This is a genomic window from Sulfitobacter sp. 1A13353 (genome assembly GCF_043557255.1).
GTDB lineage: Bacteria > Pseudomonadota > Alphaproteobacteria > Rhodobacterales > Rhodobacteraceae > Sulfitobacter > Sulfitobacter faviae.
Genome location: NZ_JBIFFS010000005.1, coordinates 161,329 through 187,924 on the forward strand (window position 1 = coordinate 161,329; position 26,596 = coordinate 187,924).

General features: G+C 62.4%; 26 protein-coding genes. 15 read left to right on the top strand and 11 right to left on the bottom strand.

Going from position 1 to position 26,596, the window contains the following annotated elements; all coding sequences use genetic code 11:
* Positions 1-43 precede the first annotated feature (43 nt).
* Genes ACGYLO_RS13685 through ACGYLO_RS13695 form a run of 3 tightly spaced genes read right to left on the bottom strand, consistent with a single transcriptional unit; the run spans position 44 to position 3,752 of the window.
* On the bottom strand, positions 44-1,093 hold the full coding sequence (locus ACGYLO_RS13685; protein ID WP_271689640.1) for an ABC transporter ATP-binding protein: 1,050 nt from the start codon (positions 1,091-1,093) through the stop codon (positions 44-46).
* Positions 1,081-2,784, bottom strand: a complete 1,704-nt coding sequence (locus ACGYLO_RS13690; RefSeq protein ID WP_271689641.1) for an iron ABC transporter permease — start codon at positions 2,782-2,784, stop codon at positions 1,081-1,083. The genes ACGYLO_RS13685 and ACGYLO_RS13690 overlap by 13 nt, the downstream gene beginning before the upstream one ends.
* Entirely contained in the window at positions 2,784-3,752 is a 969-nt protein-coding gene (locus ACGYLO_RS13695) for an ABC transporter substrate-binding protein (RefSeq protein WP_271689642.1), read from the bottom strand. Before ACGYLO_RS13695 ends, ACGYLO_RS13690 begins: the two co-directional genes overlap by 1 nt.
* Positions 3,753-3,922: 170 nt before the next feature.
* Between ACGYLO_RS13695 and ACGYLO_RS13700 the strand changes: the two genes are divergently transcribed.
* Complete coding sequence (locus ACGYLO_RS13700; protein ID WP_271689643.1) at positions 3,923-4,687, top strand: DeoR/GlpR family DNA-binding transcription regulator; 765 nt, start codon at positions 3,923-3,925, stop codon at positions 4,685-4,687.
* 244 nt (positions 4,688-4,931) lie between these two features.
* On the opposite strand, the gene ACGYLO_RS13705 is transcribed toward ACGYLO_RS13700, so the two are convergent.
* From ACGYLO_RS13705 to ACGYLO_RS13715, 3 genes are all read right to left on the bottom strand, one after another.
* Complete coding sequence (locus tag ACGYLO_RS13705; RefSeq protein WP_271689644.1) at positions 4,932-5,819, bottom strand: hypothetical protein; 888 nt, start codon at positions 5,817-5,819, stop codon at positions 4,932-4,934.
* Between the two features lie 87 nt (positions 5,820-5,906).
* Positions 5,907-6,707, bottom strand: coding sequence for a hypothetical protein (locus ACGYLO_RS13710; RefSeq protein ID WP_271689645.1), 801 nt, complete (start codon positions 6,705-6,707; stop codon positions 5,907-5,909).
* Positions 6,704-7,177: a hypothetical protein gene (locus ACGYLO_RS13715; RefSeq protein ID WP_271689646.1), complete on the bottom strand. Its 474-nt coding sequence runs from the start codon at positions 7,175-7,177 to the stop codon at positions 6,704-6,706. Before ACGYLO_RS13715 ends, ACGYLO_RS13710 begins: the two co-directional genes overlap by 4 nt.
* Positions 7,178-7,746: 569 nt before the next feature.
* Between ACGYLO_RS13715 and dusA the strand changes: the two genes are divergently transcribed.
* On the top strand, positions 7,747-8,754 hold the full coding sequence (dusA, locus tag ACGYLO_RS13720; RefSeq protein ID WP_276154433.1) for a tRNA dihydrouridine(20/20a) synthase DusA: 1,008 nt from the start codon (positions 7,747-7,749) through the stop codon (positions 8,752-8,754).
* Positions 8,755-8,756: 2 nt separating this feature from the next.
* On the opposite strand, the gene ACGYLO_RS13725 is transcribed toward dusA, so the two are convergent.
* Positions 8,757-9,944, bottom strand: a complete 1,188-nt coding sequence (locus ACGYLO_RS13725; protein ID WP_271689648.1) for a multidrug effflux MFS transporter — start codon at positions 9,942-9,944, stop codon at positions 8,757-8,759.
* A 184-nt stretch (positions 9,945-10,128) separates the two neighbouring features.
* Between ACGYLO_RS13725 and ACGYLO_RS13730 the strand changes: the two genes are divergently transcribed.
* Entirely contained in the window at positions 10,129-10,950 is an 822-nt protein-coding gene (locus tag ACGYLO_RS13730; RefSeq protein WP_067264714.1) for a sulfite exporter TauE/SafE family protein, read from the top strand.
* A 151-nt stretch (positions 10,951-11,101) separates the two neighbouring features.
* On the top strand, positions 11,102-11,356 hold the full coding sequence (locus ACGYLO_RS13735) for a hypothetical protein (RefSeq protein ID WP_271689649.1): 255 nt from the start codon (positions 11,102-11,104) through the stop codon (positions 11,354-11,356).
* A gap of 7 nt (positions 11,357-11,363) precedes the next feature.
* On the opposite strand, the gene ACGYLO_RS13740 is transcribed toward ACGYLO_RS13735, so the two are convergent.
* Genes ACGYLO_RS13740 through ccmI form a run of 3 tightly spaced genes read right to left on the bottom strand, consistent with a single transcriptional unit; the run spans position 11,364 to position 13,295 of the window.
* Positions 11,364-11,603, bottom strand: a complete 240-nt coding sequence (locus ACGYLO_RS13740; RefSeq protein WP_067264719.1) for a DUF1289 domain-containing protein — start codon at positions 11,601-11,603, stop codon at positions 11,364-11,366.
* Positions 11,596-12,069 (bottom strand): Holliday junction resolvase RuvX, encoded by a 474-nt coding sequence (gene ruvX, locus ACGYLO_RS13745; protein ID WP_067264722.1) that lies wholly within the window; start codon positions 12,067-12,069, stop codon positions 11,596-11,598. The genes ACGYLO_RS13740 and ruvX overlap by 8 nt, the downstream gene beginning before the upstream one ends.
* The gene (ccmI, locus tag ACGYLO_RS13750; RefSeq protein WP_271689650.1) at positions 12,066-13,295 is read right to left on the bottom strand and encodes a c-type cytochrome biogenesis protein CcmI; all 1,230 of its coding nucleotides are present in this window, start codon (positions 13,293-13,295) and stop codon (positions 12,066-12,068) included. Before ccmI ends, ruvX begins: the two co-directional genes overlap by 4 nt.
* Positions 13,296-13,491: 196 nt before the next feature.
* On the opposite strand from ccmI, the gene ACGYLO_RS13755 reads away from it, so the two are divergent.
* The 9 genes from ACGYLO_RS13755 to rarD all read left to right on the top strand — a co-directional run bounded on the left by ACGYLO_RS13755 (position 13,492) and on the right by rarD (position 21,845).
* Positions 13,492-14,736, top strand: coding sequence for a sarcosine oxidase subunit beta family protein (locus ACGYLO_RS13755; RefSeq protein ID WP_271689651.1), 1,245 nt, complete (start codon positions 13,492-13,494; stop codon positions 14,734-14,736).
* A gap of 103 nt (positions 14,737-14,839) precedes the next feature.
* A complete protein-coding gene (locus tag ACGYLO_RS13760; protein WP_209218643.1) occupies positions 14,840-15,130 on the top strand; it encodes a hypothetical protein in 291 nt (96 codons plus the stop codon).
* A gap of 108 nt (positions 15,131-15,238) precedes the next feature.
* Positions 15,239-15,568: a sarcosine oxidase subunit delta gene (locus ACGYLO_RS13765; RefSeq protein WP_209218644.1), complete on the top strand. Its 330-nt coding sequence runs from the start codon at positions 15,239-15,241 to the stop codon at positions 15,566-15,568.
* 61 nt (positions 15,569-15,629) lie between these two features.
* Positions 15,630-18,647, top strand: coding sequence for a sarcosine oxidase subunit alpha family protein (locus tag ACGYLO_RS13770; protein ID WP_271689652.1), 3,018 nt, complete (start codon positions 15,630-15,632; stop codon positions 18,645-18,647).
* Entirely contained in the window at positions 18,640-19,218 is a 579-nt protein-coding gene (locus tag ACGYLO_RS13775; RefSeq protein WP_271689653.1) for a sarcosine oxidase subunit gamma, read from the top strand. Before ACGYLO_RS13770 ends, ACGYLO_RS13775 begins: the two co-directional genes overlap by 8 nt.
* Before the next feature lie 122 nt (positions 19,219-19,340).
* Entirely contained in the window at positions 19,341-19,940 is a 600-nt protein-coding gene (locus ACGYLO_RS13780) for a superoxide dismutase (protein WP_271689654.1), read from the top strand.
* A 256-nt stretch (positions 19,941-20,196) separates the two neighbouring features.
* Complete coding sequence (locus tag ACGYLO_RS13785) at positions 20,197-20,406, top strand: hypothetical protein (RefSeq protein ID WP_271689655.1); 210 nt, start codon at positions 20,197-20,199, stop codon at positions 20,404-20,406.
* Complete coding sequence (locus ACGYLO_RS13790; protein WP_209218648.1) at positions 20,403-20,858, top strand: host attachment family protein; 456 nt, start codon at positions 20,403-20,405, stop codon at positions 20,856-20,858. The genes ACGYLO_RS13785 and ACGYLO_RS13790 overlap by 4 nt, the downstream gene beginning before the upstream one ends.
* Before the next feature lie 66 nt (positions 20,859-20,924).
* Positions 20,925-21,845, top strand: a complete 921-nt coding sequence (gene rarD, locus ACGYLO_RS13795; RefSeq protein ID WP_271689656.1) for an EamA family transporter RarD — start codon at positions 20,925-20,927, stop codon at positions 21,843-21,845.
* Here rarD and ACGYLO_RS13800 read toward each other — a convergent pair.
* Positions 21,782-22,330, bottom strand: coding sequence for a TIGR00730 family Rossman fold protein (locus ACGYLO_RS13800; protein ID WP_271689658.1), 549 nt, complete (start codon positions 22,328-22,330; stop codon positions 21,782-21,784). The genes rarD and ACGYLO_RS13800 overlap by 64 nt on opposite strands.
* Before the next feature lie 104 nt (positions 22,331-22,434).
* Between ACGYLO_RS13800 and ACGYLO_RS13805 the strand changes: the two genes are divergently transcribed.
* Together ACGYLO_RS13805 and ACGYLO_RS13810 are read left to right on the top strand one after the other, a co-directional pair.
* Complete coding sequence (locus ACGYLO_RS13805; RefSeq protein WP_271689659.1) at positions 22,435-24,537, top strand: LysM peptidoglycan-binding domain-containing protein; 2,103 nt, start codon at positions 22,435-22,437, stop codon at positions 24,535-24,537.
* 204 nt (positions 24,538-24,741) lie between these two features.
* Entirely contained in the window at positions 24,742-26,526 is a 1,785-nt protein-coding gene (locus ACGYLO_RS13810) for an ABC transporter ATP-binding protein/permease (RefSeq protein WP_271689944.1), read from the top strand.
* Positions 26,527-26,596 lie beyond the last annotated feature (70 nt).

Consider the following 26,596-nt stretch of genomic DNA (forward strand, 5'->3'; position numbering starts at 1 on the left):
GGCCTTTGTCCCCGATGCCGGAAAGTAGTCGTATGCTTTGCATTTAATCCTCTGAAAAGGCCCAAGGGGTGGTGATTGTCAGGCCCAGTTGTGCGCCGACGTCAAAGCGGGCGCGGGTTTCTGCAAACAGGCGCGCGCCGCAGTCGGTGACTGTTTCCAACAGGTATTTGCCGCCCATATAGGTGACCCGCGCGACCTTGCTGCGCAGATCGCCACTCTCCGAGATGGTCAGGTTTTCGGGGCGCAGGCAGACATGGCTGACCCGCGTCTCAGCCCTTGCGGACTGAACCGCAACTTCGGCGCCCAGTATCCGCGCCTGACGGGCCTCTCCGGCCTGCGTGACCTCTTGCACCGGCACCACGGTGCCGCGCCCGACGAATTCAGCAACAAAGCGGTTTTTAGGCCGTTCATAGAGGGTTTGCGGTGTGTCGAACTGCTGAATGCGGCCCTGATCCATCACGGCGATCCGATCGGCCATCGCCATGGCTTCGGCCTGGTCATGAGTGACATAGACCATTGTGGCCCCGGTGCGCTTGTGAAAATCGGTAAAGACGCCCTGCATCGTGGCCCGCAACGCCACATCAAGGTTGGCCAAAGGCTCATCCAGCAGCACGGCACAGGGATCAGAGACAAGGCAGCGTGCCAAAGCCACCCGTTGCCGTTGTCCGCCCGAAAGGTCAGAGGGCATGCGATCAGCGTAATTCTCAAGCCCCGTCGAGGCGAGGGCCGCATCGGTGTGTTTTGCTACCTCGGACTTGGAGAACCTGCGGATTTCAAGCGGGTAGGACACGTTGCGCCGCACCGACATATGCGGCCAAAGCGCGTAGGATTGAAACACAAACCCGATGTTGCGCTCTTCGGGCGGCAGGTTCACCCCTGATTGAGCATTGGCCATTTCGCGGCTGCCAATGCGGAGTTGACCGCTGCTGGGCGTCTCGAACCCCGCCAAGATGCGCAGAAGGGTGGTCTTGCCACAGCCCGACGGCCCCAAAAGTGCGATAAATTCGCCGTCGTCGAACCGGGTTGTGATGTCTTGTAGGGCAGGGGTGCCTGCGAATGTCTTGCTGACCGAAGACAGGTTTATGTCTGCCATGGGACAACTCCTTTTGGAAAGCGGCGGGAAAACAACTGGATCAGCGACATGAGGACGATGACCACAAAGACGATGGTCATTGCCAAGGCGCTGGCCATGCCGGTTTCGCCACTGTCATCGAGGTTGAAAATCACCACGCCTAATGTCTCGGTGCCCGAGGACCACAAGAGCGCGGAAACCGTGAGCTCGTTGAACGCGGTGAGAAACACAAGGATCGCCCCCGCCGCTGCCGCTGGGGCCGAAAGCGGAAAGATCACATCGCGTAGCCGCCTGTAGAGCGAGGCACCAACCGATTGCGCGGCCTCATCCATGGCAGGATCGAACTGTTTCAGGCTTGCCTGAACCGGGCGGAACATCACCGCGAAGAACCGCGCGAGATAGGCCAGAAAGATGATCCAAATGGTGCCATAAAGCGTGGCTTCGGTGAAAGGCAGCTTGATCAGCAGCAGGATCATCGCGATCGACAGGACAACACCCGGCAGGGCGTAGGGCAGATCGAGCAGGCTGTCGAACAGCCGCGCGAGCCACGTTTTGCGTCGCTCCATCAGCCAGGCAAGAGGCAGGCAGATTGCTGCCAAAACCGCAGAGGCGCCTGCGGCCAGTCCAAAGGAGTTGGCAAAGGCACGCGAAGTGACAGGTTGGCGGAACAATACCTCGTACCAAGATGCAAGCGTCACAGTATCAAAGCGCAGGGTCACGCCATAGGCAGGCACGAGTGACGTGGCCAAAAGGCCGCACATCGGCAGGACGAGGATGGCAAAGACCACGGCCCAGAGCACGATTTCAACCGGCAAACGGGCCGCCCTCAAGGGCAGGGCCAGCGGCCGCGAGGTGCTGCCCACAAGATGCAACTTCTGGCGCGATTGACACAGGCGCTGCAATAAGATGCCCGCCACGGCGACCGCCCCGATCAGCATGGCCAGAACTGAAACCTCGGCCAGAACGGTCGTGCCCATGCCGGCCAGCTTTTGATAGACCAGCGTCGGCAGCGTCGCATAGCCTGCAGGAATACCCAACATCGCGGGAATGCCAAAATTGCCAAGCGCGGTGACAAAGGTAATTGCCGTGCCCGCCGCGAGACTGGGCAAGGTCAGGGGCATGACGACCTGCCACCATGTGCGCAGCCCTCTGGCACCGCTGATCCGGGCGGCCTCTACCACATCTTGCGGGATGGATCGCAGGCCCGCGCGAAGGGTCAGGAAGATGATCGACATATGCTGGATGCCCAGCAACAGGATGATGCCCTCGGGCGAGTAAAGTGGCTGGGGCGCGCCAAGCGGGGGGGCAATGCCCAATGTCTTTAGCAAAACCGAAGACGGCCCCATGATCTGGGTCCATGATAGTGCGGTGATCTGCGGCGGGATCATCATCGGGATCATCAGGCAAAAGACCAAAGCCGCCTTGGCCCGCAGGTCTGTCAGCGCCACCAAAAAGGCAAAGGCCGCGCCAAGCACCAGCGACACCAAAGTGCCAAAACCCGCCGTGACCAGCGAATGCTTAAGCGCGCTTAGAGTTGAGGGTTGCGCCAGTACATCGCGCATAAGGGTCAGACTGGGGCTGCCTTGATCGGTGACACCCTCGACAAAAAGGCGCAGGACCGGCGCAAGCGTCAGACAGATGGCGACAATCAGAATGGCAGAGAGCAGCCGGGCCTCGGTCCGGCTGCCTCCAGTTTGTTGTGCGGCACTCATCATTCAGCGCCGAAAAGCTCTGCGAATTTGGCCTTGTTGGTGTCGGCATTTGCGAGGGCCTCGGCAGGATCGAAGGCCATCAGTTTGATGTCTTCGCGGGCGGGGAACCCTTCGGGTACGCCCATGCCGTCACGAGCAGGGATATAACCCATGTCCAGAACCAATTCTTGGCCTTCAGTGCTGAGCAGGAAGTCGACGAATTTCTCGGCACCTTCGACGTTCTTGGCAGAAGACATGATCGCCACCGGCTCGGTCACATAGGAAACGCCCTCTTCGGGAAAGACGAAATCAACCGGGGAGCCTTCAGCCTTGTTGCGGATCGCCAGAAAGTCGACGACCATCCCATAAGGCTTCTCACCCGAAGCCACGGCTTTGAAGGTGCCGCCGTTGCCACCCTGCGCGCGGGCCTCATTTGCGGCGAGGTTCTCGTAATACTCCCAGCCCAAAGTCTCATCGCCGGTCAGCGTGGCAAGGTGGATTAGCGCGGCACCGGAATAAAGCGGAGAGGGCATCGCGATTTGCCCTTTGATGGCTTCGTCCGAGAGGTCGGTCCACGCGGTCGGCGCGGTCTCGACACCTGTGTTGTAAACGATCCCGGTGGTGATCAATTTGGTCGAGTGGTAATAGCCTTCGGCAGAATGCAGCGCCGCGTCATAGTCACCGGCTTCGGGCGATTGATAGGCGGTCAACAGACCCTCTTGCGCCATGCCCTCCAGCGTCACAGTATCGGCGATCAGCAGGACATCGGGCTGCGGGTTGCCCGCTTCGATCTCGGCGCGCAGGCGGGCCATAAGTTTGGTTGTGCCGTCGCGGACCCAATCAACTTCGGTGCCAGGGTTGGCAGCCATAAATGCGTCCACGGTCCTCTGCGCATCCGCATTCGGCTGCGATGTGTAGAGGGTGATCGTATCGGCCATGGTCGTGCTGGCCAAAAGCGCGAAAGCGGTGGATGTAACGAAGGATTTCATGGAACTCTCCTAGGGTTTTTACTTTCGAACGAAAGCAGTTCACGAGAGCCTTATCCCTGAGTTTTCTGACCGTTTTGTAACGGTTCTTTGAAACTTTTATTTATATTGCGGGGCCTGAGTTCATTTCCTAACCTATTAGAAAAAATCATTATTTTTCGAAGGAAATGACCGTGCGACGGGATATTACCCAGAGAAGAGACGAGATTATTGCCCTACTCTCCAAGCGCGAAACGCTGTCGGCAGCCGAGCTTTCGTCCGAGCTTTCGGTTTCGGTACAAACCATACGAGCCGACCTGCGCGATCTTGACGAAGCGGGACTTGTCCAGCGCCGCAACGGCTATGCCCGGCTGCGTCAGCAGAGTGAGAACATCGGCTATCTGCCCCGCGAAGGCATCGCGCGACAGGAAAAGCAGCGCATCGCATTAGCAGTAAAGGGTCTCATTCCCGATGGCGCACGGGTGGCCTTGGGCACCGGCACAACGGTAGAAGCCTGCGCGCGGTTCTTGGCTTCGCATAAAGACCTTTTCGTCGCGTCAAACAGCATTCACGCTGTCTGCGCCCTGCAACAAGCCCCTGGCGTTGCTGTCGAACTGGCAGGCGGAACCGTAAGAATGCGCGATTTGGATATGATCGGCACGTCAGCGCTCAATTTCTTCTCACGGTATCGGGTTGATTATGCGGTGTTCAGCTGCGGCGGCCTTTCCGAAGAGGGCGAGGTACTGGATTACAACGCCGACGAAATGTCCGCCCGCAAGGCCATTGCCGGCTGTGGGAAGAAGAGCATTCTGGTGGTGGACAGCACGAAGAACGGCTTGGACCTGCCTTTCCAGATGGGTCACGCTTGGGACTTTGATGTGATCGTGACAGGGGCACGTTTTTCAGCATCGGTAATTGATAGCTGTTCGCGACATGGATGTCAGATTGTGCAAGTTTGACACCCTCGTTCGCTGGCTAACCTGCACGTCAGCCCGTCACATCCTCTGGAAGAGTATTGGCACGGATCAATGTCCGCTTGCAGGTGCTAAGGCGGCATCCGGGCTATCTTGGGAGGTCGGTTTAGGGCCGTTCGCGTCGGCGCTCCCTCATGTAGGAAGGGCGGTTTGCCGACATTCACTGCAGGTGCGTAAGGCGGTGCCAAAGTGCATGATCGGCAGGTGGAACCATAAAGTTGAAGCCGCGTCAGCCGCCAAAACCAGCAACCGAACCGGACGTCACCCATGCGCTAGAGCACTTGCCGTCATAGGCAACATTCGGTGGCCAGCTAGCCTCGTTCAGGCCGCAGGCGACAAGACGTGCGTCGAAATCGAGCATGGACCACGGAAGGTCATCGCCGCGCTTGTCCCTATCCGGCCAGACGATGCCGCTGAAACCGTTTTCATTCCAGCATTCGAAGGCTCCCGTGGCGTCGTAGGGGCTGAGATACCCCATGATCGCGGCGCCCTCAAAGGCGGCGGTGTAAAGCGCGATTTGACCCGCGTCAGAGCCTTCCTTACTTTCGACTAGACCGACTTCGCGGCAAGCATAGCCGCCATAAGGCGTATCTCCAGGCAGTCTTTGGCGCGGGATGTAGAAGGGGCGGCTGTCTGCGGAAGGGCCGGTGCGCGCGCCATTTGGCGCAATGCCGCGTGTCGTCAGCAGAGCGTCAATTTCAGCGCGCAGGGCGGGCACCATACAGGTTAAAGTGCGCTGCGGTTCGGACCCGCGTCCGAACAGGTCGAGCGAGATTTCAACGTGACTGTTATCCACGGCATCAATCGCACGGCGCAGGTTGAGCACGGCGTGTCCGCCTTCGTCGAAGAAAGTCAGGCCATAACTGTCCCAAGGGTAGCCACCTGTCCCGAGTGTCATCGCAAAGGGAATATCCCGTGCCACCTCGCTGTGTGGTCCCTTAGAGATCGCCGGATCGACGTTAAGAGTCAAAATCTCCATCTCGGTCATCGGGTGGACCGTGCGGCAGAGTTTGATTTCTTCTGCCTCTTCGGTCACACAAAGCACATCGGTTTCCAGAATGCCTTCGTCGCAAAACGCAGCGGCTTGGCTCGCAGCCAGCACAGCTGCAATTGTCATAGTTTTCCGCATCTTCCCCCCACTGCGCTCATAATTGAAAATGTCATGTGTTTTGTCTGTGTCGTAGATCTAAGCTTCGGCGATCCGTTACTGGATCATCTGTAGATACTGCTGATCTACCCAGCCCGTAGCACAGGGGCCGTTGTAGGGATGCCCCATGTCTTCAGGGCGGACTACGCATTCACTAACGCCGATCGGGATCGCCACCGCGCCGAAAGCGCCATGCACGGCCAGCACCTCAACTTCGTCACCGTCATATAGCTGCCACCACACGGGTGTTGCGGCATTGGGGCTGCTCCACTGGTAGACAGACACCGTTGTATCGGTCTGCACGCGTGCGCGACCGACTGTCTCTGGGGTCGGCACGATTTCATCACCCGAGAAAAACAAGCCCACTGGCCCGCGATCCACAAACCCGAGCTCCATCGTGGCGAGGTCGGCGTAGACGGTTTGCGGCAGGCACAGTTCCTGTTCAATCGGCATCTGCCAATCAGCGGTTTGCAACCAGGCTTCGGCAGGAAGATCAAGCCGCTGTTCGTCCTCCTCTTCGTTCCACGGCACCGCCATATGAAGAATGCGCGGCATGGCGTAGGGTTCGTCCCAAAATCCCAGTTCGACCTTGATCGTTTCCTCGTCGAGCCAGCCAAAAGTGTAGTGGGTCAGCGCCCCATCGGCGGTCAGAGGAACGTCATAGCGCAGCTCACCGGAGGCCAAGTGGTGCCGCACCATTTCAAACCGCACGTCAGACTGACAGACAGTGATCTGCTCCCGCTCCGCCTCGGGCGCGTTGGTGGCGCATTGAAATACCACCTCGCCCGAACACACCCCCTGCGCCTGTGCAGCAGAGCCGAGGCCCCCCGCGATCACGGCCGCAGCCCAAGGTCTCATGGGGAGACCTGCGCATTGTCGATCATCATGATGAACTCACCAAGGCTTTGCTGAACAGACCCCGCATCGCAGGACAGGTCGGCAATCTCGCTGCCGTCCTGATAAACGGTGAGGCCACCGCCGACCTCGGCGTCGCCCCGTTCGGCCCACCAGTATACCTCGTAGCCATAGCCGTCTTCGGTTTGGAAGGTGACCGACTCGCTCATCATCGTGCCCATGCCCGTGCCCTCGTTGTAAAGCAGGGAGGCTTTGTCGACGATGATTTCCTTCTCGAGTTCACCGCTGGTTTGGAAAAAGCCATAGGAGGCCATATCGCCGTCCATCCAGAAGGCATCGCAAACCTCAACGGCCTTTGCGCCACCGTTAAAGGTGCAGCTGAACATCTCTGACCCGTCCAGTTCGCAGTAAGAGCCGGCCATTGCGGCAGAGGAGGTCATCATGGCCAAAGCCGTCAGAAGTGCACGTTTCATGGGAATATCCATTTAAGAAGTTAGAGTAATTGGGAATGTGTCTTTTGAACCTTGCGGCGGACCTGAAAAGCCCCATGAGCGCGAAGCCGATAAATGCCACCCCGAGCCCGACATCCTTCAGGGCCTTTTTTACGCGCGACCCAAGCTCGACATGGGTGGTTTGAGTAAGCTTGCTCATGGAGAATACGCTCCGAATTATACGTTTTGAACCGCTGCCGCGGCAAGGCGCGATCCACACATAGGCGGAGCCTAATGGTCTGAAAGTAGTAATTAAAAATCTGTTTTCGCTTTGCGCAAAATTGATAGTTGCAACAACGCTACAATGCAAGTCGGCGCGTCCGCGAAAAAATTCTCCTTGGTTTGATTCCCGACTTCCCTGGTTCAGACAGAGAAGCAGGGGAGGCGGCGCGCGGGGTGAACACGGGCGGAGTAAGTGGCGGTGTTCTGGCAGTTCAGATGTGCTACACGGTAGCAATCCTGAATCGAAAACCCCGTAAAACCAGGGGAAACCCCCGGAAATCCACGCCAAGCGTGCTACATCAAGCTCATTCGGAGATGAGGTTAAGCTATTGAAAAATAATGTTGAAAAGGCAGCGCGCCTTAGCGTGGCACCCATGATGGATTGGACCGACCGCCACTGCCGCTACCTCCACCGTCTGCTCAGCCGCGAGACCCTGCTTTACACCGAGATGGTGACCGCCCCCGCCTTGGTGCGTGGCGGCGCGTTGCATCTGCTGGATCACGACCCTGCGGAACATTCGGTTGCATTGCAACTGGGCGGGTCGGACCCGCAAGAGCTGGCGCAGGCGGCGCGGTTGGGGGCCGCGGCGGGCTATGATGAGATCAACCTTAATTGCGGCTGCCCCTCTGACCGAGTGCAATCGGGCGCATTCGGGGCCGTCTTGATGCAGCGGCCGGGGCTGGTGGCCGATTGCGTCGACGCGATGCGCGCGGCCTGCGATGTCGAAGTGACGGTGAAATGCCGTATTGGGGTTGACGATCAGAACCCTGAAGAGATCCTGCCCGAGTTCCTGTCGCAGATCGTGGCGGCGGGATGCACCCGTGTGACGATCCATGCGCGCAAGGCGTGGTTGCAGGGGCTAAGCCCCAAGGAAAACCGCGATATTCCGCCGTTGGATTATGACCTCGTCCATCGGATGAAGGGGCTGTTTCCGAACCTGCATATCTCGGTCAATGGCGGGATCACCTCGCTCGATCAGGCCGAAGCCTTTCTCAATGCGGGGCTCGATGGCGTCATGGTGGGGCGCAGCGCCTATCACGCGCCTGCGGATATCCTCGCCACGGCAGATCGGCGCATCTATGGCCAGGGCAGCGACAGCAGTGCTGAGGCGGCGGTGCAGGGGATGTTGCCCTATATCGAGGCCCATTTGGCAAGCGGCGGACGGCTGGGGCAGATCACCCGGCATATGCTGGGACTTTTCGCCGGGCGGCCCGGTGCGCGGCAGTGGCGGCGTATCCTCTCCGAAGGGGCGCATAAGCCCGGCGCGGGTCCAGAACTGGTCGAATCGGCCTTAGCCGAAGTCGCCGCGGCGCAGGAAGTGGCCGTGGCGGGGTAGGGTCAGACGCCGGGTTCGGCCAGTGGGCGGGGCTGCAGCAGTACCAGCGTGAGTAAAGCCGCCACCACACCGCAGGCCGCGATTGCCCCCAGCATCGGCGTGACGGTGCCGTCGAAGAACGGTCCTGCCAGCGCGATGGAGATGCCCCCGGCCACCATCTGCAAGGTGCCGCCCAGTGATGAGGCCAGCCCTGCGATATCGCCGTGGTCATCCAGCGCCACGACCATCACCGTCGGCACCACCACGCCAAGGCAGGCATTGGCGCAGAACAGACCCGCCATCACCAGATAGAGCTCCGGCTCGGTAACCAACGCGGTGACAAAGATCGCGGCGGAGAAGAGCACGAAGCCCGCGACCCCGCGCCGGACGAGGCTGCGCATGCCCCAGCGTTCGCCCAGCCATCCCGCCAATTGCGAGGCCGAGAAGAAGCCCACCGCGTTGACCGCGAAGGCCAGCGAGAACCCCGTCGGCCCCAGCCCGTATTGCCCGGTATAGACGAAGGGCGCGAAGGCAATGAAGACAAAGAAAGAGCCCATGGCGAAGCCGCCGATAAAGGTCAGCCCCATGAAGATCGGATCGCTCAGCAGCACTTTCGCCCCGCGCCAGAGGCTGCGCGGGTTGATCCGAACGCGGCGCTCTGCGGGCAAGGTCTCAGGCTGTGCGGTGGCGGTGAGTGCCAGCGCGGCAACCGCCAGCACGCCAAGGGCTAGGAAGATCGCGCGCCAATCGGCCAAGGCCAGAACCGCGCTGCCCGCCAGCGGGGCCAGCATGGGCGAGATCGAGATCACCAGCATCAACATCGCCATCAAGCGCGTCGCCTGTGTCCCGGTATATTGGTCGCGGATGATCGCGCGGGGCACCACCATCAGCACCGCGCCGCCCAGCCCTTGCAGGGCGCGCCAACCGGTCAGCGCCGCCATCGACGGGGCGAAGGCCGCCCCGAAAGAGGCGACCAGAAACAGCGCGAGCCCGACCATGATCGGCAGTTTGCGCCCCGCCTGATCGGCCCAAGGGCCGTAGAAAAGCTGCCCCAGCCCGAAGGCGATGAAATAGGCGGTGATCGTCGCCTGAACCGCCGTCTCAGAGGCGCCATAGCTGGCGGCGATGGCAGGCATGGCGGGCAGATACATATCAATGGCGAAGGGGCCGACCAGCCCCAGCAACCCGAGAATGAGCGCTGAACGTAGCACGAGATGTCCTTTCGGATGGAATGGCCGGGGCCATATGGGGCAGGCGGCAAACGGTCGGTGCGCTTGGGGCCCACAGTCGCGGGCAACCTAACTGGCCTTGGGCAAAGTGCAACCCCGGCGTTATCGCCTTGAACCCTTCGCGCGAAACGGCTTGATAGAGCCAACGACAGCCGGGGAGGGGCTCATGCCAGAATTGAACGATCTATTGCCGATGCTGGTGCTTCTTGCCCTGATTGGCGGTTTTGCTGGGATTTTGGCAGGGCTCTTGGGTGTCGGCGGGGGCATCGTCTTGGTCCCGGCGTTCTTTTATGTTCTGCAATCGCTGGGCTATGGCGGGCCGCAGTTGATGCAGATTTGCCTTGCGACCTCTCTGGCGACGATCATCGTCACTTCGGCGCGTTCGGTGCATGCGCACAACAAGAAGGGCGCGGTGGATTGGGAAATACTGCGCACTTGGGCACCGGGGATCATGCTGGGGGCCATTCTGGGCGTGCTGCTGGTGTCGCAACTGCGGACCCAGACGCTACAGGTGATCTTTGGCGGGTTGGCGCTTTGCGTGGGCCTCTACCTTGGCTTTGGACGCAGCGAGTGGCGCTTGGGGGAGACCATGCCCCGCGGCCTTAAACGCGCGCTCCTGTCGCCGATGGTGGGCTTTCTGTCGGTGCTCATGGGGATCGGTGGCGGCAGCTTTGGCGTGCCGCTGATGACATTGCACGGGCGGCCCATTCACAAGGCCGTAGCCACGGCGGCGGGCTTTGGCCTCTTGATCGCTGTGCCTTCGGTGATTGCCTTTCTGTTTGTCGACATCGGCCAGAACCGCCCGCCGCTGACCCTCGGCGCGGTCAACCTCGCAGCCTTTGGGATCGTTGTGGCGATGACGCTGATCACCGCGCCTTGGGGCGTGCGGCTGGCCCATGCGATGGACCCCAAGCCGCTGCGGCGGGTCTTTGCCGTCTTCCTCGTGCTGGTGGCGCTGAACATGCTCAGAAAGGCGCTTTGGGGCTGAGGCGACCCGGTTTTGACCTTACTCCTGCCGGAATGCGGCTCTTTCCGCCCAATTTCGGACAATGTTCACTGAATTGCCGCAATCTCGACACAAACTGCGGGCTAAATGCCATAACGAACGCAGAATCATCCGAACCAAGGGACGTGACGAGATGCGCCGAAGCGGGACCAAAGCGATCATTCTCAAAGGGCAGGGCACCGACCTTGCTTATTGGAGACCTGCACGCCGTGGCCGTCGGGCGTTTCGTTTCGATGGGATGTTCACCCGTGAGACCAGCCTGACCTTCGCCCGCGCCGCTGTGCCTGCCGCCAACTACAACGCGGCCCCGATGGGGCATCAGGATGTCACCCACGGCGAAGCGGCCCTTATTTTCCTGAACCAGATCGTCCAGCGCCGCGGCGCCTGAGCCCGCCTTAGTCGCGCCGCCGGGCCAGCCGCGCCGCGCGGCCCCCGCGCCGTTTCGCATGGGCGCTTTCGCGTGAGGGCAGTTCCGCCATGATGGCGCGGCGTTCCTCGGCGCTCATCGCGGACCAGCGGCCAATCTCGTCGATCGAACGCAGACAGCCGGTGCAAAGACGGCTTTCGGGATGCACCACGCAGATGTTGATGCAGGGGCTTTCGACCTCATCACGTTGCCAGACCTTTTTAGTCACGGCGCATCACTTGCAAACGGTCCAGAAGCCCCTGAAGGATATAGCCCGCCGCCACATGATCGATGACCTCGGCGCGGCGTTTGCGGGTGGTGTCGGCCTCGAGCAGCGCGCGCTCGGCGGCCACGGTCGACAGGCGCTCGTCCCAATAGGTGATCGGCAGCGGGCTGAGCCGGTCGAAGTTGCGCGCGAAGGCACGGGTCGACTGGCAGCGCGGCCCCTCGGTGCCATCCATATTCCGCGGCAGCCCCAGAACCAGCCCGCCGATGCGGCGTTCGGCGATGATCTCGGTCAGCCGGGCGGCATCGACGCCGAACTTCTTGCGCCGCACGGTTTCCAGCGGGGTGGCGACGGATTGGAAACTGTCGCTCACCGCCACGCCGATGGTTTTCTCGCCCAAGTCCAGCCCGATCAGCGCCTGCATCGGGGGCAGGGCGGCGATGAAATCTGCGGTTTCGTCGTAAATCATCCTGCCACCCCTGCGCGTTCCCCGGCGCTGCGGATCATGTCCAGCGCCGCATTATCGCCCGAGAAGACCTCAAGCGCGTTATCATAGACCGCCCGGGCCTGATCGGTATCGCCCAAGACCCCCAGCGACGTGATCAGCCGCGCCCAGTCCTGCGGCGGGCCGCCTTCGCTGGCCAGACGGTCCGACAGCCCTGCGACCATGCCGCCGATCATCTCCATCCGGTCATCCGCGCTCATCTCAGAGGCGGCTTCGATGTCTTCGGCCGAAGGGCCGCGCGCGGGGGTGCCAGTGCCAATCTGCGGCATCTCGTAATTCACCCCGGCAAGGGCGGCGACCTGAGCGATCTGCGCGCGGATCGGTTCGATCCACGGGGCATCGGCAGGCCCGCGCCGCAGCAGCGCGTCCCAGATGCGAAAGCCCACATCGGGCCGTCCGGTCTGCACCATCATCAGGCCGAGGTAATAGCGCGCCCGGCCATCCTGCTCATCGCGGTTCAACACCTCGCGCAGGGCGGTTTCCGCCTCGGGCGAGACATAGCCGCCCGCCGCCAGCACCAAGAGTTCGGCATAATCCGCTATATCCTTGGCGGTGCGGTCGGCCCCTTTGAGACGCAGCACATTGGCCTGCGCCTCGGCAGCGGCGGGGAAATTGCCGATCCGGGCTTCGTTCTGCGCCAGAAGGGTTTGCCCTTGCAGATCTTCGGGCCGGTCTTTGACCGTGACGCGCAGCTGCTGCATCAGGGCGAGGTAATCGGCGCTCAGCCCTTCGGTGGCAGGGCTGGGGGGCAGGCTGTCCACCGCGCTTTGCTGGCTGGGACGGTTGCGGCGCATATCCTCGGCAAAGGCGATGCGGTCAGCAAGGGCCAGATCGCCATAGCCGGGCTGCCCCAGATGCCAATAAAGCGCCAATGACCCGGCCCCCAAGGCCGCGACCCCGGCGATCAGCACCAAGGGCGCGGGGCGCGAAGCGGTTTGCGGGCCACCGTCGCGGGCGGCATCGGCCGCGAGGATGCGGCGCGAAATCTCGGTCCGGATGCGGGCGGCGTCGGCCTCGGGGACAATCCCGCGTGCCACGTCGCGCTCAACCTCGTCCAACTGGTCGCGGTAAACCTTCAGATCATAGTCCGCCTGAGCGGGCAGGGGCGTATCCGCGCCGCGCCAAGCGGCCCGCGCCAGAAGACCGCCCACGACAAGCGCCATCGCGCCAGAGAGAAACCAGAATATCATGGCCTCTACCTAACCTTTGACCGGCCCCGACAAAAGCCCGCAAATGCCGCGTGCCCTGCGGCATTTTTCACCAATCGCGCCGCATGTCGCAAAACCGCGTCCAAATGCCGTGGTGGTCATTTCGCATATCTGCTCCTAGGCTCAGAACTGAGCACAGCCGCCCGCGCGGCCCGAATCCTTGCCGGGAAGTGACGTGATGAAGAAATACTCCGTTTTCGCAGTGGCCCGAGAGGCGATGCGCCATCATACGGGCTGGACCCGCGCATGGCGGGATGCGCAGCCGAAAAAGCGCTATGACGTGATCATCGTGGGCGCGGGCGGGCATGGGCTGGCGACGGCGTACTATCTGGGCAAGAACTTCGGCATCACCAATGTTGCGGTGCTGGAAAAGGGCTGGCTCGGCGGCGGCAACACCGGGCGCAACACGACGATCATCCGTTCGAACTACCTGCAAGACCCTTCGGCTGCGATCTACGAAAAGGCACGCAGTCTTTATGAAACGATGAGCCAAGACCTGAACTACAACGTCATGTTCAGCCCCCGTGGCGTCATCATGCTAGCACAGACCGAGCATGAGGTGCGCGGCTACAAACGCACCGCTCATGCCAACGCCCTGCAAGGCGTACAGACCGAATTCATCGGGCCGGACCGGGTCAAACAACTGGTGCCGATCATCAACATCAACGGGCCGCGCTACCCGGTGCTGGGCGGGCTTTGGCAGGCCCGCGGCGGCACCGCGCGGCATGATGCGGTGGCTTGGGGCTATGCGCGGGCCTGCTCGGATATGGGCATGGACATCATCCAGAAATGCGAGGTCACCGGCGTGCGCCAGACGGGCGGCAAGGTGACCGGCGTCAGCACCACACGCGGCGATATCGACTGCGACAAGCTGGGGATCGTCGTGGCCGGGCATTCGGGCCAGCTGGCGAATATGGCGGGCTTTCGTTTGCCGATCGAAAGCGTGGCCTTGCAGGCGCTGGTCTCGGAGCCGGTCAAGCCCTGTATGGATGTCGTCGTCATGGCCAACACGGTGCACGGCTATATGAGCCAGTCCGACAAGGGCGAGATGGTCATCGGGGGCGGCACGGACGGGCATAACAACTACACCCAACGCGGCAGCTTTCACCATATCGAAGAGACGGTGCGCGCGCTGGTCGAGACCTTCCCGATGATCTCGCGGCTCAAGATGCTGCGGCAATGGGGCGGCATCGTGGATGTCACCGGCGACCGTTCTCCGATCCTCAGCAAAACCCCGGTCGAGGGGGTGTTTATCAATGGCGGCTGGGGCACGGGCGGCTTCAAGGCGATCCCCGGTTCGGGCTGGGGCTTTGCGGAGTTGATGGCCAAGGGGCATTCGCCCCTGACCGACGCCTTCGGGCTTGAGCGTTTCGCCGAAGGGCGCTTTATCGATGAATCCGTGGCCGCCGGGGTGGCGCATTGATGTTGTGGATCGGCCACAATTCGCCGCTGCTCAGCACGGGGGGGAACGCCAGTGCCCGGCCCGGGGTTACCCGTTCAGACATTGAATATAACGGAGCTGAACAATGGCAACCCCGGACCACAACCGCACGGATCACGTCGATCATACCAACACCACCACAACCACGACCACGACCGATCGTGGCGGCAACAGCGGCCTTGCATTCATCGTGGGCGCAGTCGTCGTCGTGGTGGCTTTGCTGGCCTATTTCCTCTTCGCGGGGGGTGACCTCGATGGCGCGAATGACGTTAACGTTAATATCGAAGGTGCAGCCGAAAGCACTGGTGAGACTATTGAGGGCGCGGCCGAAGGCACGGCGGATGCCGTCGATGAGGCCGCAACCCCGACCGAGTAAACCCCCCTCGGCCACGCGCGCAGCGTCGCCTTTTCACGATTCACGCCGCTCTGCGCAGTCGCGCCGGGGCGGCGTTTTGCCGTTCTCTACCCGCGTAGGAGCTTGCCCATGCTGATCCTCACCTGTCCTTGCTGCCATGTCACCGCCGAAGAGACGGAGTTTCACGGCGGCGGGGAGGCGCATTTGAAACGCATCGGCCCCGGCGGCTCCGAAGAGGATTTCGAGCGCTACCTCTTCATGCGCGAAAACCCCAAGGGCGTGCATCTTGAGCGTTGGCGGCATGTCTATGGCTGCGGCAAGTGGTTCCACATGGCCCGCGATACCGCCACGCTCGAAGTCTTTGGCAGCTATCCCGCGCAGACCCTCGCCCCGCCCGATCACATCCTTGAGGCGATCCGCAAACGCCATCCCGATTGGCAGTGGCAGCGCGCCAGCTAGCCCCCGACCTCGTGTTTCGCCCCAGCATTCACCCCATCCTCAGCCCCCAAGGTTTTCCACGATGAGCACAAGACTGGCCACAGGCGGCCGCCTGCTGAACAAAAGCAAACCGCTGAGCTTTACCTTCAACGGCAAGCAGATGCGCGGCTATGAGGGGGACACGCTGGCCTCGGCGCTGTTGGCCAATGATCAGGCGCTGGTCGGGCGTTCGTTCAAATACCACCGCCCGCGCGGCATCGTGACCTCCGGCCCAGAAGAGCCCAACGGTCTGGTCGGTCTTGGCCAAGAGGGGCATTTCGAGCCCAATGCCCGCGTCACCACGACCGAGCTTTACGAGGGGTTGGCCGCGGAAAGCCAGAACCACTGGCCGAGCCTTGAGTTCGACGTGGGCGCGATCAACAAATACCTCAGCCGCTTTCTGCCCGCGGGCTTCTACTACAAAATGTTCATGCATCCGCGTCCGCTGTGGAAGCATCTCTATGAGCCGATCATCCGCCATTCCGCCGGTCTGGGCAAAGCGCCCAAGGCGGCAGATGCCGACACCTATGAACACTTCCACGCCTTCTGCGATGTGCTGGTCATCGGCGGCGGTGTCGCGGGGCTTCAGGCCGCCTTGGCCGCGGGCCTAAGCGGTGCGCGTGTCATCGTGATGGAGCAGTCAGCCCATTGGGGCGGGCGGGCGCCGGTTGACGGTGGCACGGTCGACGACGCGCCGGTGGAGGACTGGATCGCCCAAACGCTCAACCGTTTGCGCGGCATGGAGAATGTGGACCTGCGCGACCGGACCATGGGGGCAGGGGTTTTCGATCACGGCTATGTGCTGGGCTATGAACGGCTGCGGGATCATGCCCCCGAGAGCGCAGGTCCGCGCCATCGGCTTTGGCGCGTGCGGGCGGCCCATGTGATCACCGCAACCGGCGCGATCGAGCGGCCGCTGAGCTTTGCGGGCAATGACGTGCCGGGCGTGATGCTGGCCTCGGCCATGCGCGACTATGTGGCGAATTACGGAGTTTCACCCGGTGACCGCACCGTGGTGGTGACGAATAACGACAACGCCTATCTCACGGCGATTGCGCTGAAACAGGCGGGGCTTGATGTGCCCGCCGTGCTGGATGCCCGCGTCCTGCCGCAGGACAGCGAATTGGTCGCACAGGCCCGCGCGCTTGGCATTCGGGTGGTCATGGGCCATGCGGTATCCTCGGTTCAGGGGGGCAAGCGGGTGACCGGTGTGGCCGTCTGTTCGCAGGCGGGCGAAGGGGCCGTGTTGGAAGAGATCGCCTGCGATGCGGTGGCCATGTCGGGCGGCTGGTCGCCGGTGGTGCATCTGTGGTCGCACTGCGGTGGCAAGCTGACGTGGGACGATGCAAAAGCCTGTTTCCGCCCAGATCAGGACCATCCGCCCACCGGGGCAGACGGCCATGGTTTCGTGACGCCAGCGGGGGCGGCGGCCGGGGTCTTTGCCCTCGACGACGTGCTGCATGACGCCCATGCCGCTGCCGATGGGGTGGCGACGTCGCTCGGCTTCAAACTGCCACGCGATCTCACCGCGCCCACGGCGGCCCGGCGCGAGGAAGCGCCGATGATGCCGGTCTGGCAAATGCCGCAGGGCGCCAGCGTCAAACTGCGCGAGAAGACCTTTCTGGACTATCAGAACGACGTGAAGGTCTCGGACGTGCGGCTGGCGGCGCAGGAGGGCTTTGTCTCGGTCGAACATGCCAAACGCTATACCACGCTCGGCATGGCGACGGATCAGGGGAAGCTTAGCAATATCAACGGGCTGGCCACGCTTGCTGGGGCGCTTGATGCAGAGATTCCCAGCGTCGGCACCACCACCTTCCGCCCGCCTTATCACCCGATTTCGATGGGCGCGATTGCGGGGGCGGCGCGGGGCGATACCTTCCAGCCGATCCGCCGCACCCCGCTACATGACTGGCACGAAGCCAATGGCGCGGTCTGGGAACCGGTCGGCCAGTGGCGGCGGCCCTATGCCTATGCGCGAGACGGCGAAAGCACCCATGACGCGGTGATGCGTGAGGTGACGAACACGCGCCAGAACCTCGGCCTGCTGGATGCCTCGACCCTTGGCAAGCTGATCGTGCGTGGCCCGGATGCGGCGCGGTTCCTCGATATGATGTACACCAATATGATGTCGACGCTGAAACCCGGCAAATGCCGTTACGGGCTGATGTGCAACGAGAATGGTTTCCTCATCGACGATGGCGTCGTGGCGCGGCTGGATGAGCAGACCTTCCTCTGCCACACGACCACCGGCGGGGCCGACAGCATCCACGCCCATATGGAGGAATGGCTCCAGACCGAGTGGTGGGATTGGAAAGTGCATGTGGTCAACGCCACCGAACATTACGCGCAGGTGGCTGTCGTCGGCCCCAACGCGCGGAAATGTCTGAAGAAACTTGGCGGGATGGACCTCAGCCGCGAAGCGCTTGGCTTCATGGAGTGGACCGAGGGCGAATTGGGCGGTTTCAAGGTCCGCGTCTTCCGCATCTCTTTCTCGGGCGAGTTGAGCTATGAGATCGCCGTTGAGGCCGGGCAGGGGCAGGCCTTCTGGGACGCGCTGCTGATCGCCGGGCATGACTTGGGCGTGATGCCCTATGGCACGGAATGTTTGCACATCCTGCGCGCTGAAAAGGGCTTCATCATGATCGGGGATGAGACCGACGGCACGGTGATCCCCCAAGACCTTGGCCTGAACTGGGCGATCTCGAAAAAGAAGGACGACTACCTTGGTAAACGCGCGCAACAGCGCAGCCATATGCAGGATCCGACCCGCTGGAAACTGGTGGGGCTTGAGACCACGGATGGCAGCACCCTGCCGGATGGGGCCTATGCGCTTGGCGAAGGTGAGAATAAGAACGGCCAGAAGGTGATGCAGGGGCGGGTGACCTCCTCCTATCATTCGCCGACGCTGGACCGGGGCATCGCCATGGGCTTGGTCCTGCATGGACCGGACCGGATGGGCGAGGTGCTGACCTTCCCCGGCACCGATGGCAAGGCCTATGAGGCGCGGATCGTCGATCCGGTGTTTTACGATCCCAAGGGGGAGAAACAGAATGTCTGAACCCGTAAGCGCATTGAAGAACGCCCGCTATGACGCTGGTATCGCTTTGATTTCTGAAGTGGCACCCATGGGCATGATTACGATCCGCGGCGATCTTGATGCGCCCTATCTGCGCAAGGTGACCAAGAAGCTCACCGGGGTGGAGCGCCCCGAGCGGGGGCAATGCCGCTTCGCCGGGAACGCCGGGGCGGCTTGGATGTCGCCCGATGAATTGCTGCTTTTTTGCCCTCACGTGCAGGTGTCCGAGGTGCTGGCGCGGCTGCATGCGGCCTTCGAGGATACCCATACCACCGCCATGGATGTCTCCGGCGCGCGCGCGGCGTTTCGTGTCGAAGGCCCCCATGCGCGGGAGGTGCTGGCCAAGCTCGCCCCCGTCGACCTCGCCCCAGATCAATTCACCCCCGGCATGTTCCGCCGCACGCGGATGGGGCAGGTGCCCGCCGCCTTTTGGCTGCGCGACGATGGCGCCTTTGAGGTGATCTGCTTTCGCTCGGTGGCGCAGTATATGTTCGACCAGCTTTGCGTGGCAGCCCAGCCCGGCAGCGCGGTGGGCCATTTCCAAACGGCGTAAGTCGGGAGAAAAACTGACTATTTCTCTCGGAACGGATGTGATTTGCAGACGTTGACCTTGACGTTGCCGCTTGATCAACATCAAGTGGCCGCAGCGAAATTTCCAAACGAGGAGGCCCAGAAATGGCTTTTGAACTTCCCGATCTCCCCTATGCCCACGACGCGCTTGCATCCAAGGGCATGTCCAAGGAAACGCTGGAATACCACCACGACAAGCACCACAACGCCTATGTCACGAACGGCAACAAGGCGATTGAGGGCACCGAGTGGGAGGGCAAGACCCTCGAAGAGATCATCAAGGGCACCTACGACCCGAACGCCGTGGCCCAGTCCGGCATCTTCAACAACATCTCCCAGCTGTGGAACCACAACCAGTTCTGGGAAATGATGAGCCCCGAAGACAACAAGATGCCCGGTGAGCTGGAAAAGGCGATCACCGAAAGCTTTGGCTCCGTCGACAAGTTCAAGGATGAGTTCAAGGCCGCGGGCGCAGGCCAGTTCGGCTCCGGCTGGGCCTGGCTGGTGAAAGACAAAGACGGCAGCCTGAAGGTCACCAAGACCGAGAACGGCGTGAACCCGCTCTGCTTTGACCAGACTGCGCTGCTTGGCTGTGACGTGTGGGAGCATTCCTACTACATCGACTTCCGCAACGCGCGCCCCGACTACCTGTCGAACTTCCTCGACAACCTTGTGAACTGGGACAACGTCGCGTCGCGCATGTGATCTAGCGGCGGCGCGTGCGAGAGCCGCTCGCGCCTGATGCGTGTGGCGCTCTCCCAGTCACCGACGCCCATGGCTACGCCGCAGGCTGAGTGAACTGGGACAACGTCGCTTCGCGTATGTGATATGACGGCGCGGCCTTACGGCCAGCCGGAACGAGACAGAAACCCCGCAGCCTGCTGCGGGGTTTTTCGTTGGAACCCAAGACCCTTCGCGGATGTTTTTCTCCTGAGACTTCACGTCAAAAAAGGAGGACGAAATGGCCGAGCGGAAGCGATCCAACGACGGTAGCAAGGAAACGGAAAAATTCCTCTCCGAGACCGAGACGCCAGACCAAGGTGGCCGCGCCGGGGGTGATCTGCAAAAGGATGTTGGCACCCAAGACGCCATGCGCCGCGCCGAGAAGGGCGAAGACGGCGTGACCCGCGTCACCGGCGAAGACAAACGCAACCATGGAGAGCCTTCATGACCAAACTCAGCCAAGACACATGGGTGCTGATCGCGGATGGCGAAAAGGCCCTTTTCCTGCAAAACCACACGGACGGCGAAGACCCCTATCTTCAAGTCGTGCGCAAGGAAGAGCAGGAGAACCCACCGGCGCGGGAGCAAGCCGCCAACCGCCCCGGTCGGATGAGCGATGGTCCAAGCGGGCACCGCTCTGCCTTTGACGACACGGATTGGCATGAGCTGGAAAAAGAGCGCTTCGCCAAGGACTTGTCGGACATCCTTTACAAACTGGCCCATAAGGGCCGCTTTGATCGGATCGTTTTGGTGGCCCCTCCGGCAGTGCTGGGCGACCTGCGCGATGACCTCCACAAAGAGGTGCAGAGCAAGGTGGTGGGGGAAATCCCCAAGACCCTGACCAACCACCCCATCGACGAGATCGAAAAGATCGTGGCCGGGGAATTGGCTCAAGCCTGACTTTTCCCTTGGCGCGGGAATTGATTGCCTTCACAAGGAAGCAGTCTACCGCGCCAAGGATTTCCCATGACCGACACCACCAAGGGTTTCGCCGCCATGATCGCGGCCTGCTGTATCTGGGGGCTGTCGTCTATCTTCTACAAATCGCTGTCGCATGTGCCCGCCGCCGAAGTGCTGGCCCATCGCACCCTCTGGTCGCTGGTGTTCTTCGTCATCGTGCTGGCGGGGCAGCGGCGTTTGCGCGCGATCCTTGACGCGATGGCCGGGCCGCGGGCTTTTGGGCTGCTCGCTTTCGCGGCGCTGGTAATCGCGACGAACTGGTACCTCTTCATCTGGGCGGTTCAGAGCGGGCAGGCGACGGAGGCGGCCTTGGGCTATTACATCTTCCCGCTGGTCTCGGTCCTGTTGGGCCGTCTGGTTTTTGCGGAGCGACTGAGCCCCGTACAGCTTTTCGCGGTGGGGCTGGTGACGGTCGCGGTCTCGCTGCTTACCTATGGCTTGGGGACCGCGCCTTGGCTCGCCATGGCGCTGGCGGCGTCTTTTGGGCTTTATGGGCTCGCGAAAAAGCGGTTGGCGGTGGGGCCGGTCGTCTCTGTCACCGCTGAGGTGCTGCTGTTGTCGCCCCTTGCGGTGCTCGTGCTGTGGCAAACGGGTGACAATGGAGCGGGGGCCTTCGGGGCCTCCTTTCGCGATACGGCGCTGCTGATACTCGCCGGGCCGATCACCGCGACGCCGCTGATCCTGTTCAGCTACGCGGCGCGGCGATTGTCGATGGCGACGGCCGGATTGCTGAGCTACATCAACCCGACCTTGCAGTTTTTCTGCGCCGTAGTCCTGTTTCGCGAACCGTTCACGGGCTGGCATGTGCAGGCCTTTGTGCTGATCTGGTGCGCGCTGGCGGTCTATTCCGTCAGCACCTTCCGTCAGGACAAAGCGCGGCGCAGAGCGCTGAGAGCGGCCTCGGCATCCGGCACCACGGTGACGTAATCCAGCAGCGTCGCATCGGCAAAGCCATGGGTCACGACATGGTTCATGAGCGACATGAAAGGCTCCCAGTATCCGTTTGTGTTCACAAGGAAAATAGGCTTTTCATGCAGGCCCAACTGGCGCCATGTCAGCACCTCAAACAACTCGTCCAATGACCCCGCGCCGCCGGGCAGGACCGCCACGGCATCGCAGTTCATGAACATCACCTTTTTGCGCTCATGCATCGTTTCGGTCACGATATAGCGGGTGAGATCGGTCTTGCCGACTTCCCATGCCACGAGATGCGCGGGGATCACGCCGAAGGTGTCGCCCCCCGCCGTTTGGGCGGCACGCGCGACGCTGCCCATCAGCCCGACATCGCCCGCGCCATAGACCAGCCGCAGCCCGGCCTCGGCCAGACCGCGGCCCAATGTTTCGGCGTCTTGGGTGAAGGCTTCGTCGTCGCCGGGGCGGGAGCCGCAATAGACACAGACAGAATGTTGCATGGTAAAGCGTCCTGTTGATTAGGAAAATTCGGCGCGGATCGTCTGCGCTTTTGACCCCTGTTAGCCTGCTTGCTAAAAAGGCTCAACCACAGGGGAAGTAGAGAATGTTCAAGGGATTTGGCCGGTTTGGCGGCATGGGGGCGATGGCGGCGGGCGCCTTTGCGGCGGCGGTGCTGGCGCTTGGCGCTTGGATCGGCAGCAAGCGCGGCGCGCCGGAGGAGGCAGCCCCCGAAGCGGTGGCCGTGCTCCCCGAACGCGATGCCACCCCTGAGAATGCCACGCTGGTGCCAGATGCGGTGAAAGGTGTCTCGGTCGGCCCTGAGGGTGAGGCGGCGACGGAGCCCGAGGCGGTGCCGCAGGCCCCGGCCTTTGACGAAGTGCGCCGCGAAAGCGACGGCATGACGGTGATCGCGGGCCGGGCGGCGCCCGGCAGCACCGTGGCCGTGTTGAAGGATGGCGAAGAGGTGGCCCGCGCCACCGCCGATGGGGCCGGGAAATTCGCGACCCTTGCCATGATCCCGCCCAATGGCAAGGGCCATGTGCTGACGCTTTTGGGGCAGGACGGCGCGGCGGAGCTTGCCTCGGAAGAGGAGATCATTCTCACCCCTCGGGCAGCGCCGGTGCAGTTGGCGGAGGCCGATATCGCGCCGGAGGAAACCCCGGTTGCGTCGGTTGAGGAGGGGGCCACACAGCCGGTTGATACGGCGGAGCCTGAAACCTCTGAGACCACGATGGAAGAGCCGATCCCGGCAACTACGAACGACGCTGAAGAGGAGAGCGCGGCAGCGACGGGTCAAAACCCAGCCGCTGCGCAGGCGGAGCAGGCGACCCCTCTGGCCGGAACGGCCACAGCCGAGGCGGAGCGCGCTGCGTCCGGCAATGCGGACGTGCAAGACGTCGAGGCGGACCGAGGACAGTCGACGCAAGACGAGGCTGACACGGACGAAGACACCGTATCGACAGAGCAAGACCTGGCTATCGCCGAAGAGGAGGTCGCCTCCGCCCCCGCTCAGGCCACCCCACTTTCCGATACCGGGACCGCTAACGTGGAGAGCAGAACGTCGGAGCAACCCTCTCAAGCGATGCCGATGGCGGGAAAAGGCACCGCGGAGGAGGAGAGCGCGGCGGCGTTGGTTCAAGACGGTGCTGCCGAGCAGGGCGCGGATAGCAACACCGCGCCGTCCCAAGCCACGCCGATGGCCGGAACAGGCAGCGCCGAAGACGTGAGTGCCGCGACCGTAGAGCAAGACGATGCCGCCGAGCAGGGCGAAGATTCCAGCACCGCTCCGGCCCAAACCACAGCGATGGCGGGGACGGGTACGGCTAAAGACGTGAACGCCGCGCCGTCGGAACAAGACGTAGCCGCCGATCAGGGGGCAGTCACCAGCGCCACGCCTTCTCAAGCGACGCCGTTGGCGGAAACCGGCACCGAAGAGGGCGAGACCGCCGCGCCAAACGCTGACGGTGAGGCGCCATCTCAAGCCATACCACTGGCAGAGACGGGAAACGTCGAAAGTGACACCACGCTCGCGCAAACACCGCCCGCAGCCGTGACCGAGGCCCCGAACCTCGCCGACCGCAGCCCATCGGCGCCTGAGACCACGACCCCCGCCCCTGCGGAGGAGCCCGACACCACCGCCGCACCGGCGAAGCCGCCCGCGCCCGCTCCGGTGTTGAAATCCACCGCCGAAGGGGTCGAACGGCTCGACACCGCGCCGCCGCAGGTGATGACCAATGTGGCGCTCGACACCATCGGTTACTCCGATCAGGGCGATGTGCAACTGGCGGGCCGTGCTCAACCGGACACCCGCGAAGTGCGCGTCTATCTGAACAACAACGCCGTGATCAGCTTGCCGGTCGATCAAGAGGGCCGCTGGCGGGGCGATCTGCCCAATGTCGATGAGGGCGTCTATACCCTGCGCGTGGATGAGCTTTCCCGCGCAGGCGATGTGACCAGCCGGGTGGAGACACCCTTCAAGCGCGAATCTCCCGAGGTGCTGGCCGCGGCCACCGAAGGGCTGACCGGCCCGCTGAGCGCTGTGACGGTCCAGAAGGGCGACACGCTTTGGGCAATCTCACGTGACCGCTACGGCGACCCGTTGCTTTACGTGAAGGTGTTCGAGGCCAATAGCGCCAACATCCGCGACCCCGATCTGATCTACCCCGGACAGGTCTTCGACCTGCCTGAAGACCCGGCATCGGAGTGATCTAAGCGGCCAAAACCGGGGCGGCATTCGCAGCGCGCAGAGCGGCTGTGCGCCGCCCGGTACTGGCAACCCAAGGCCATGGGGCCTATGTAGCCTGTAATCACTTCAGGAATTTCCATGCCAGCCGATACAGAACAATCTAACGCCGCGCGGCGGCGCGACCGCAAGACGCCCAAGCCCGAACGCATCCCCACAGAGGCCGAGATGATCGACGCCGCCGAGCGGCAGTCGGGCTTTCTGGTGCTGCGCAAGGTCGCGCCCTACCTCTGGCCCAAGGATATGCCATGGGTGAAACGCCGGGTGGTTCTGGCCATGCTGGCGCTGCTGGTGTCGAAGCTGATCATCGTCGCCACGCCGTTCTTCTACCGCGACGCGGTGGATGCGCTGGCGGGCGAGGGGGCGCCGATGCTGGCGCTTGGCGCGATTGGTCTGACCGTGGCTTACGGCATGGCGCGACTGATGGGGGTGGGCTTTCAACAGGTCCGCGATGCGGTGTTCGCCCGCGTCGGGCAGCGCGCCCTACGGATGCTGGCGCTTGAGACCTTCCAGCACATTCACAAACTGTCGATGCGCTATCACATCACCCGCAAGACCGGGGGGCTCAGCCGGATCATCGAGCGGGGGGTCAAAGGCGTCGACTTTCTGCTGCGCTTCCTGCTCTTCTCCATCGGGCCGCTGATCCTTGAGCTGATCCTCGTGGGCGTGATCCTCGCCGTGCTCTTCGACGTCTGGTATCTGGCGGTCGTGGCGGTGACCATTGCGCTCTACGTCTGGTTCACCTTTGCCGTCACCGAATGGCGCGTGCGCCTGCGGCGGCAGATGAACGACAGCGACACCGACGCCAATCAAAAAGCGATCGACAGCCTGCTGAACTATGAAACGGTGAAATACTTCGGCGCAGAGGGGCGCGAGGCCGCGCGCTATGATTTGGCGATGGCCGACTATGAGAACGCGGCGATCAGGACGAACTATTCGCTCGCTTTCCTGAACTTTGGCCAAGCGCTGATCATCACCGCAGGGCTCGTAGGGGTCATGGTCATGGCGGCGATGGGCGTGCAAAGCGGCGAGCTGAGCGTCGGCGACTTCGTGATGGTGAACTCCTACATGATCCAACTGACCGTGCCGCTGAACTTCCTTGGCACCGTGTACCGTGAGATCCGTCAGGCGCTGGTGGACATGGGGCAGATGTTCGGCCTGCTCGAACAACCGGCTGAGATTGACGACAAGCCTAACGCGCCAGACCTCAAGGTTACTGGCGGCCATGTGACGCTGGAGAACGTGCGTTTCGCCTATGACACCGACCGTGAAATCCTCAAAGGCATCTCGCTTGAGGCCAAACCGGGAGAGACGGTGGCGATCGTCGGCTCGACCGGCTCGGGCAAATCCACCATCGGGCGGCTGCTGTTTCGCTTCTACGATGTCGCGGGCGGGGCGCTGAAGATCGACGGGCAGGACGTGCGCGATGTGACGCAGCATTCGCTGCATATGGCGATTGGCGTCGTGCCGCAGGACACGGTGCTGTTTAACGACACTATCGGCTACAACATTGCCTATGGACGCGATGGTGCCACGCAGGAGGAGGTCGAGGACGCCGCGCGCGCAGCACAGATCCATGATTTCATCATGGCGCTGCCGCAGGGGTATAAGACCACGGTGGGCGAGCGGGGCCTGAAGCTTTCGGGCGGCGAGAAACAGCGCGTGGGCATCGCGCGGACCCTGCTGAAAGATCCGCCGATCCTGTTGTTGGATGAGGCCACAAGCGCGCTCGACAGCGAGACGGAGCATGAGATCCAAGACGCGCTGCGCCGCGCGGGCCAAGGGCGCACGGTGCTGACCATCGCCCACCGCCTTTCGACCATCGCCGAGGCCGACCGCATCGTCGTGTTGGAGAAGGGCGAGATCATCGAACAGGGCAGCCATGAGGTGCTGCTCGCCCAAGGGGGGCGCTATGCCCAGCTTTGGCAGCGCCAGCAAGCGGAAGAAGAGTAGATGGCGAAGCTGGCCCCGCCTTCTGTTTCGGCAGGCAGGCGGGGCATTGCCGCCGAGGGGTGCATTTGCG

Coding starts and splice junctions, on each gene's coding strand:
- ACGYLO_RS13810 (WP_271689944.1), top strand. CDS start 24,742: ATGATCGACGCCGCCGAGCGGCAGTCGGGCTTTCTGGTGCTGCGCAAG.
- ACGYLO_RS13735 (WP_271689649.1), top strand. CDS start 11,102: ATGCGCCGAAGCGGGACCAAAGCGATCATTCTCAAAGGGCAGGGCACC.
- ACGYLO_RS13805 (WP_271689659.1), top strand. CDS start 22,435: ATGTTCAAGGGATTTGGCCGGTTTGGCGGCATGGGGGCGATGGCGGCG.
- ACGYLO_RS13705 (WP_271689644.1), bottom strand. CDS start 5,819: ATGACAATTGCAGCTGTGCTGGCTGCGAGCCAAGCCGCTGCGTTTTGC.
- ACGYLO_RS13800 (WP_271689658.1), bottom strand. CDS start 22,330: ATGCAACATTCTGTCTGTGTCTATTGCGGCTCCCGCCCCGGCGACGAC.
- ACGYLO_RS13770 (WP_271689652.1), top strand. CDS start 15,630: ATGAGCACAAGACTGGCCACAGGCGGCCGCCTGCTGAACAAAAGCAAA.
- ACGYLO_RS13775 (WP_271689653.1), top strand. CDS start 18,640: ATGTCTGAACCCGTAAGCGCATTGAAGAACGCCCGCTATGACGCTGGT.
- ACGYLO_RS13715 (WP_271689646.1), bottom strand. CDS start 7,177: ATGAAACGTGCACTTCTGACGGCTTTGGCCATGATGACCTCCTCTGCC.
- ACGYLO_RS13755 (WP_271689651.1), top strand. CDS start 13,492: ATGAAGAAATACTCCGTTTTCGCAGTGGCCCGAGAGGCGATGCGCCAT.
- ACGYLO_RS13760 (WP_209218643.1), top strand. CDS start 14,840: ATGGCAACCCCGGACCACAACCGCACGGATCACGTCGATCATACCAAC.
- rarD (WP_271689656.1), top strand. CDS start 20,925: ATGACCGACACCACCAAGGGTTTCGCCGCCATGATCGCGGCCTGCTGT.
- ACGYLO_RS13780 (WP_271689654.1), top strand. CDS start 19,341: ATGGCTTTTGAACTTCCCGATCTCCCCTATGCCCACGACGCGCTTGCA.
- ACGYLO_RS13765 (WP_209218644.1), top strand. CDS start 15,239: ATGCTGATCCTCACCTGTCCTTGCTGCCATGTCACCGCCGAAGAGACG.
- ACGYLO_RS13685 (WP_271689640.1), bottom strand. CDS start 1,093: ATGGCAGACATAAACCTGTCTTCGGTCAGCAAGACATTCGCAGGCACC.
- ACGYLO_RS13695 (WP_271689642.1), bottom strand. CDS start 3,752: ATGAAATCCTTCGTTACATCCACCGCTTTCGCGCTTTTGGCCAGCACG.
- ACGYLO_RS13710 (WP_271689645.1), bottom strand. CDS start 6,707: ATGAGACCTTGGGCTGCGGCCGTGATCGCGGGGGGCCTCGGCTCTGCT.
- ACGYLO_RS13785 (WP_271689655.1), top strand. CDS start 20,197: ATGGCCGAGCGGAAGCGATCCAACGACGGTAGCAAGGAAACGGAAAAA.
- ACGYLO_RS13790 (WP_209218648.1), top strand. CDS start 20,403: ATGACCAAACTCAGCCAAGACACATGGGTGCTGATCGCGGATGGCGAA.
- ruvX (WP_067264722.1), bottom strand. CDS start 12,069: ATGATTTACGACGAAACCGCAGATTTCATCGCCGCCCTGCCCCCGATG.
- ACGYLO_RS13730 (WP_067264714.1), top strand. CDS start 10,129: ATGCCAGAATTGAACGATCTATTGCCGATGCTGGTGCTTCTTGCCCTG.
- ccmI (WP_271689650.1), bottom strand. CDS start 13,295: ATGATATTCTGGTTTCTCTCTGGCGCGATGGCGCTTGTCGTGGGCGGT.
- ACGYLO_RS13690 (WP_271689641.1), bottom strand. CDS start 2,784: ATGAGTGCCGCACAACAAACTGGAGGCAGCCGGACCGAGGCCCGGCTG.